Annotated in this window: 7 protein-coding genes; 4 read left to right on the forward strand and 3 right to left on the reverse strand. The window is 70.8% G+C overall.

What is annotated here, in order from left to right:
- Positions 1–50: 50 nt before the first annotated feature.
- Complete coding sequence (locus FLW16_RS34040) at positions 51–1,421, reverse strand: cystathionine beta-synthase (RefSeq protein WP_142564435.1); 1,371 nt, start codon at positions 1,419–1,421, stop codon at positions 51–53.
- 120 nt (positions 1,422–1,541) lie between these two features.
- Here FLW16_RS34040 and FLW16_RS34045 point away from each other — a divergent pair, with 120 nt between their 5' ends.
- The 3 genes from FLW16_RS34045 to FLW16_RS34055 all read left to right on the forward strand — a co-directional run bounded on the left by FLW16_RS34045 (position 1,542) and on the right by FLW16_RS34055 (position 5,288).
- The gene (locus FLW16_RS34045) at positions 1,542–2,516 is read left to right on the forward strand and encodes an SGNH/GDSL hydrolase family protein (RefSeq protein ID WP_142564436.1); all 975 of its coding nucleotides are present in this window, start codon (positions 1,542–1,544) and stop codon (positions 2,514–2,516) included.
- A 47-nt stretch (positions 2,517–2,563) separates the two neighbouring features.
- Positions 2,564–3,931, forward strand: coding sequence for a PQQ-binding-like beta-propeller repeat protein (locus tag FLW16_RS34050; RefSeq protein ID WP_142564439.1), 1,368 nt, complete (start codon positions 2,564–2,566; stop codon positions 3,929–3,931).
- 139 nt (positions 3,932–4,070) lie between these two features.
- Positions 4,071–5,288: an acetyl-CoA C-acetyltransferase gene (locus FLW16_RS34055; protein ID WP_142564440.1), complete on the forward strand. Its 1,218-nt coding sequence runs from the start codon at positions 4,071–4,073 to the stop codon at positions 5,286–5,288.
- A 48-nt stretch (positions 5,289–5,336) separates the two neighbouring features.
- On the opposite strand, the gene FLW16_RS34060 is transcribed toward FLW16_RS34055, so the two are convergent.
- Together FLW16_RS34060 and FLW16_RS34065 are read right to left on the reverse strand one after the other, a co-directional pair.
- Positions 5,337–5,747: a PPOX class F420-dependent oxidoreductase gene (locus tag FLW16_RS34060; protein WP_142564442.1), complete on the reverse strand. Its 411-nt coding sequence runs from the start codon at positions 5,745–5,747 to the stop codon at positions 5,337–5,339.
- 133 nt (positions 5,748–5,880) lie between these two features.
- The gene (locus tag FLW16_RS34065) at positions 5,881–6,099 is read right to left on the reverse strand and encodes a DUF4287 domain-containing protein (RefSeq protein WP_079315686.1); all 219 of its coding nucleotides are present in this window, start codon (positions 6,097–6,099) and stop codon (positions 5,881–5,883) included.
- Between the two features lie 299 nt (positions 6,100–6,398).
- Between FLW16_RS34065 and FLW16_RS34070 the strand changes: the two genes are divergently transcribed.
- The coding region (locus FLW16_RS34070) for a transposase (RefSeq protein ID WP_142564444.1) at positions 6,399–6,702 on the forward strand (304 nt) is incomplete at its 3' end.

The raw sequence follows: 6,702 nt of genomic DNA on the forward strand, positions 1-6,702 counted from the left end.
GTAGCCGCCCCGCCCGCCTGGTCCCGGCGGGCGGCGCGTCAGCCGCCGGCCTAGTGATTGGCGAGGAAGGCCAGCAGGTCCTGACGGGTGACCATGCCCACCGGCTTGCCGTCGTCGAGGACCACAGCGGCGTCGGCCTTCTCCAGCGCCTCGACGGCCCGGGCCACCGGCTCACCTGACCCGATCATGGGCAGCGGGGCGGACATGTGGCCGCCGATCTCGTCCTCGGACCGCACCCGGCCGCGGTAGAGGCCCTCCAGCAGGTCGCGCTCCACGATCGAGCCGATGACCTCGGCCGCCATGACCGGCGGCTCCTCCTTCATGACCGGAAGCTGGGAGACGTTGTACTCCCGCATGATCGAGATCGCGGTGCCGACGGACTCGTGCGGGTGGACGTGGACGAACTCGGGCAGCCCCGGCGTCTTGCGCCCCAGCACGTCGCCGACCAGGCCCTCCTCGCTCGACGTGGTGAGGAAGCCGTAGTCGGCCATCCACTCGTCGTTGAAGATCTTCGACAGGTAGCCGCGGCCGCCGTCCGGCAGCAGCACGACCACGACGTCGTCCGGCCCGGCCGCCTGGGCCACCCGTACGGCCGCCACCACCGCCATGCCGCACGAGCCGCCGACGAGCAGCGCCTCCTCACGGGCGAGCCTGCGGGTCATGCCGAACGAGTCCTTGTCGGAGACCGCGATGATCTCGTCGCAGATCGTGGTGTCGTACGTCGCGGGCCAGATGTCCTCGCCCACGCCCTCCACCAGGTAGGGACGGCCGCTGCCGCCGGAGTAGACGGAACCGACGGGGTCGGCGCCGATGACCTTCACCCGGCCGCCGGAGACCTCCTTGAGGTACTTGCCGGTGCCGCTGATCGTCCCGCCGGTGCCGATGCCGGCGACGAAGTGCGTGATCCTGCCCTCGGTCTGCTCCCAGATCTCCGGGCCGGTGGAGTGGTAGTGGCTCGCCGGGTTCTCGGGGTTGGAGTACTGGTCGGGCTTCCAGGCGTTCGGGATCTCGCGGGCCAGCCGGTCGGACACCGAGTAGTACGAGTCGGGGTGGTCGGGCGAGACGGCGGTCGGGCAGACGACGACCTCCGCGCCGTACGCCCGGAGCACGTTGATCTTGTCCTGGGCGACCTTGTCCGGGCAGACGAACAGGCAGCGGTACCCCTTCTCCTGCGCCACGATGGCCAGGCCCACGCCGGTGTTGCCGGAGGTCGGCTCGACGATCGTGCCGCCGGGCTTGAGCTCGCCGCTCCGCTCGGCCGCCTCGATCATCCGCACCGCGATGCGGTCCTTCACCGAGCCGCCGGGGTTGAAGTACTCCCCCTTCGCCAGGACCGGGGGGGGCGCGCCCGCCGTGACCTTGCGCAGCCGGACGAGCGGGGTGTTGCCCATCAGCTCCACCAGCGAGTCGTGTACGCGCACCGCGATGACCACCTTGTTTGCCGAAGCTTGTCAGCCTGCCGTCAGCCGGGATTCCGGTAGGGGTGGCCGGAACTCGGCTAGTTTCTTCTTCAAACCGTACCGTGAGCGTGAGGAGGGCGGGTGGTCTGGACGTCCGGCGCGGTGCGCGCCGCGCGGCGCATCGCCACCGCCGCCGCCCTGGGCGGAGGCGGGCTCACGGCCCTGGGAGCGGTCACGTACGGCCTGCTGATGGCCGAGGCCATGGTGGCCCGGCGCATCGTGGGGCAGCCGCACGGCCTCGACGGCCCGCAGGCCGACGGCGTGTACGGCGCCTTCCCCGGGGAGCCGATCCGCATGGCCGTCCTCGGCGACTCCCTCTCCGTCGGCCTCGGCATGACCAGCCCCGAGGACACCCCGGCCGTCCGCATCGCGTACGGGCTCGCGGCGGTGGCCGAGCGCCCGGTGCGCCTCACCGTGGTCGGCCAGTCGGGCGCGGCGTCGATGGACCTCGGCGTCCAGGTGGACCGCGCCCTGGAGGCCCGGCCGGAGATCGCGATCGTCTTCGTGGGGGCCAACGACGTGACCACGGCCACCCTGCCGGCCCGGGCCGTACGGCACCTGCAGAAGACGGTGCGCCGGCTGCGCGAGGCCGGTGCGGAGGTGGTCGTGGGGACCTGCCCCGACCTGGGCACCGTACGCCCGATCGCGCAGCCGCTCCGATGGGTCACCCGGCGCTGGTCGCGGCAGCTCGCCGCGGCCCAGACGGTCGCCGTCGTCGAGGCGGGCGGCCGCACCGTGGCCTTCGCCGACCTGCTCGGACCCGAGTTCGACGCGAACCCGGCCGAGATGTTCGGACCTGATCGTTTTCATCCATCTGCCCGAGGTTACCTACAGGCCGCGTACGCAGTGCTACCGTCTGTATGCGCCGCGTTGGGGTTGTGGCCCGAGCCGGAACCCGTGCGCGTCGAAGGATCGCAATACCTCTTGGCCGCAATGGCCGTGGAGGAACCCGGCACCGAGGTCACGGCGACCCGTGTCGCCGGCCGGGCGGTCGGCCCCCATGGACGGTGGGCGGCGCTGCTCCGCCGGAGACCCGGGCCGCTTCCGAACGCCTAGAGCCGGTTACCTCCTGCGGCCGGGCCATCACCCCCTGTAGGAGCGAAATGATCCGGCCCCAGCTGAACCACGTGAAACCCGCTCTGGCGCTCGCCGCGACCGCCCTGCTGACCGGGGGCGCCCTCACCGGCTGCTCCGGCGGCGACGAGGCCGCCAAGGACTACCCGGCCTGGCAGAACACGCAGGTGAACGCGGTCAGCCGGGCCACCACGGGAGGCGGCGTCGCGGCCACCACCTCCATGCGGCCCGACGGCTCCCTGGAGACCGTCGCCCTCGACCTCGCCACCGGCCGCAGGCTGTGGGCGCACCCCGCGACGATGGCGGGCCGGCTCCCCGGCATGGGGGTGCAGGCTCCGGCGACCGTGGAGACCGGCGGCGGGCAGGCCGTGGTGATCGCGCTCGACCCCGCCGCGGCCGGCCACAAGGGCGCCGCACTGGTCGCCAGGGACGCCCGCACCGGGCAGCAGAAATGGACCAGGCCCGTGCGGTCCACCTTCGGGCCACAGCGCTGCGGGCCGTATGTCTGCGTCTCGGAGGACACCGCGCTCTCGTCCGCCCGCGTCGTGGTCCTCGACCCTCGCAACGGCGCCGTGAAGTGGCGCCTGGCCGGCATCGCGGAGGTCGAGTGGTCCGACGCGTCCAGGGTCGTCCTGCTCAGGCTCGCCTCCCACCCGGTGCTGGAGGCCCGCGCGCTCAAGGACGGCAAGACCGTCTGGCAGCTGCCGATCGAGCAGGCCCTCGGCCCCGACGTCGACCTCAGCGGGGGCTGGGCCTTCGGCGCGACAGGCGACAAGATCATCGGGTACGTCGCCCCGTACACCAACCCGGAGACCAAGGAGGCCTCGACCTTCGGCCTGTTCTCCGCGCGTCTCGCCGACGGCGCCGTCGACTGGATGCGGCCGTCCGTCGTCCGCGTCTACCCCAGCGGCAACCCCGCGTACGCGCCGGTGGTCCGGCCCGTCGACGAGCAGGGTCAGTACGGCGGGTTCGCCCGGCTCGACGCCGAGACCGGACGGGTCCTGGGGCAGATCACGCCCACCCAGGTCCCCGGGTCGGGCTGGTGGCTGGCCTTCCCGCCCGAGATGAACAAGCTCGGCTTCCTCAAGCGCGACGCGCCCGGCTCGGTCTTCGACCTCAGCACCGGCGAACCGACCCCGGTGAGCGGCGCGACCGGCTGGTCGTTCTGCGTGACCGACCCCAAGCCGCTGCCGCTGCGCGGCATGATCTCCGGGTTCTACTCGATCGCGGCGCTGTGCGAGTTCGACCTGGCCACGGGCAAGCGCAAGGACTCCTCCTCCGCGCCGCCCTCCTGGTTCACCGGCAGCCAGAACGGCTGGCGCCTGTGGCGCGACGAGAAGGGCGGCCTCCACGCCGTCAACGACGGCACCGCCACCACCCCCGGCATGTACGGCTGATTGACCGACTTGTGCAGTAGTACAAAATTCTGGTGAGTGGGGCCCGGGGCGTGGCGGGCGGCGTACCGAAGGGTAACCTCCGGGGAGGAGGCCCCCCGAACCCTGAGTGGAGGGGCACGAGATCAGGCAGGAGAGTCACATGCCCGAGGCAGTCATCGTGGCGACCGCGCGGTCGCCGATCGGCCGCGCCTTCAAGGGGTCACTCAAGGACATCCGCCCGGACGACCTGACCGTGCAGATGGTCCGCGCAGCGCTGGCGAAGGTGCCGCAGCTCGACCCGAACGACGTTGACGACCTCATGCTGGGCTGCGGGCTCCCCGGCGGCGAGCAGGGCCACAACCTGGGACGTGTGGTCGCGGTGATGCTCGGGCTCGACGACGTGCCGGGCACCACGGTGACCCGCTACTGCTCCTCCTCTCTCCAGACGACCCGGATGGCGTTCCACGCCATCAAGGCGGGCGAGGGCGACGTGTTCATCTCGGCGGGCGTCGAGACCGTCTCCCGCTTCGTGAACGGCAGCTCCGACATGCCCCAGGCGCAGAACCCGCTGTTCGGCGAGGCGAAGGCGCGAACGGAGGAGACCGCGAAGGGTGGTGCGCCGGTGTGGCACGACCCACGAGAGGACGGCGCGCTGCCGGACGTCTACATCGCCATGGGTCAGACGGCCGAGAACGTCGCGGCCATGAAGGGCGTCTCGCGGCGCGAGCAGGACGAGTTCGGCGTGCGCTCGCAGAACCTCGCCGAGAAGGCCATCGCCAACGGCTTCTGGGAGAGCGACATCACCCCGGTGACGCTCCCCGACGGCACCGTGGTGAGCAAGGACGACGGCCCCAGGGCCGGCACGACGTACGAGGCGGTCTCGCAGCTCAAGCCGGTCTTCCGGCCGGACGGCACGGTGACGGCCGGCAACTGCTGCCCGCTGAACGACGGCGCCGCCGCGGTGGTCGTCATGAGCGACACCAAGGCCGCCGAGCTGGGCATCACGCCGCTCGCCCGGATCGTGTCGACCGGCGTCACCGGCCTGTCCCCCGAGATCATGGGGCTGGGCCCGATCGAGGCGTCGCGGCAGGCCCTCGCCCGCGCGGGCATGTCGATCGGCGACGTCGACCTGGTCGAGATCAACGAGGCGTTCGCGGCCCAGGTGATCCCCTCCTACCAGGAGCTGGGCATCGACATCGAGCGGCTCAACGTCAACGGCGGCGCGATCGCGGTGGGCCACCCCTTCGGCATGACCGGCGCCCGCATCACCTCCACGCTGGTCAACAGCCTCCGGTTCCACGACAAGTCGATCGGGCTGGAGACGATGTGCGTCGGCGGCGGCCAGGGCATGGCGATGGTCCTGGAGCGGCTGTCCTGAGCGAAGGGAACCACGCCGGCCCCGCCCAGGGCCGGGGCCGGCGTGAACTCAGCCGTGGTAATCGGGGCCCGCGCGCGTGGGCTCGACCCGGATGATCACCCGCTTGTCCCGGATCATCGCGTCGCGGTAGTCGTCCCAGTCCGGGTGCTCGCCGCTGATGTCGCGGTAGTACTGCACCAGGTGCTCCATCGCCTCCGGCAGCGAGACGACGTGGGCGACGCCCTCGATCTGCATCCATTCGCCGTAGAAGGCGTCGGTCATCACGGTGAGCACGACCTGGGGGTTCTCCCGCAGGTTGCGGGTCTTGACGGCCGTCTCGCGGCTGCTGATCACGATGTAGCCGTCCTTGTCGCAGCCGACGGTCACCGGGGAGGTCTGCGGCCGCCCGTCCGGATAGCGGGTCAGCATGACCGCTCGGTGGTTGCTCCTGACGAACTCACGCGCCTTGTCGAGATCCATAGAACAATGATGCGCCCGCACCGGGACGGTGCGGGCGCGTCGGTCCTGCCTCGAGACGGAAGTCTCCGTACAGAACGTGGGACGGCTGTTGCTGGTGTGCGCGGGACGTCACTGCCCCTCCCGCGCCCCCGGTCTAGAAGCGACGGCGCCGTTCGTGCTCGAGGACGATCGCGGCGGCGTAGCCGTGGCTCAGCCCGTGCTCGTCGGCGAGCCAGTTGGCCCGCTCTTCACAGCGTAGGAACGACGGGCCGTTGTCGATGGCTTCGAACCACTCTGGGAGGTCGCGCCCGGTTATGGACGGGACGCGGGCGATCAGCTTGTTCTGGGTCTCCGGTGAGTGGTTCAACGACATGGGCACCTCCACGGAAAAGGCTGCTTTGTGTCACAGTGCATCACCGGTCCGCGCTTGACAAGCCCTCAGCGGCATTGATTTGTTACAGGATGTTGATCGAAAGTTGCAGCGCCGATCACCGGATCCTGATATAGCGCAACAAAGGGGCACCGCTCCCGGAGGAACGGCGCCCCTTCTGCTCGTACGGCTAGGGCCTGTTTCGAAGTCCGCTATCTGGCGGCGTGTCGTGCCCGGACAAGCAGTGAGGTCTCCGGTAGAGGGTTCATCGACCAAGAAGAACCTGAACACCGGAGACCTCGTTGGCCACCTTAGCGGTGACGAGGCGGTTCGACCTGACCGATGCGCAGTGGGCGCGGCTGGAGCCGCTGCTGCCTGCGCCGAGCAGACCAGGGCGGCCGTCGAAGTGGACCAAGCGGCAGCTCATCGACGGGATCCGGTGGCGGGTACGGGTCGGGGCACCCTGGCGGGACGTACCCGAGTGCTACGGCTCCTGGCAGGCGGTGTACGCCCTGTTCCGCCGCTGGCAGCGTGCCGGTGTCTGGCAGAAGATCCTCACCGGGCTGCAGGCCCTGGCTGATGCCGCCGAACTGATCACCTGGCAGG

The sequence above is a fragment of the Microbispora sp. KK1-11 genome (assembly GCF_006874435.1).
Taxonomy (GTDB): Bacteria; Actinomycetota; Actinomycetes; order Streptosporangiales; family Streptosporangiaceae; genus Microbispora; species Microbispora catharanthi.

Coding starts and splice junctions, on each gene's coding strand:
- FLW16_RS34050 (WP_142564439.1), top strand. CDS start 2,564: ATGATCCGGCCCCAGCTGAACCACGTGAAACCCGCTCTGGCGCTCGCC.
- FLW16_RS34055 (WP_142564440.1), top strand. CDS start 4,071: ATGCCCGAGGCAGTCATCGTGGCGACCGCGCGGTCGCCGATCGGCCGC.
- FLW16_RS34060 (WP_142564442.1), bottom strand. CDS start 5,747: ATGGATCTCGACAAGGCGCGTGAGTTCGTCAGGAGCAACCACCGAGCG.
- FLW16_RS34065 (WP_079315686.1), bottom strand. CDS start 6,099: ATGTCGTTGAACCACTCACCGGAGACCCAGAACAAGCTGATCGCCCGC.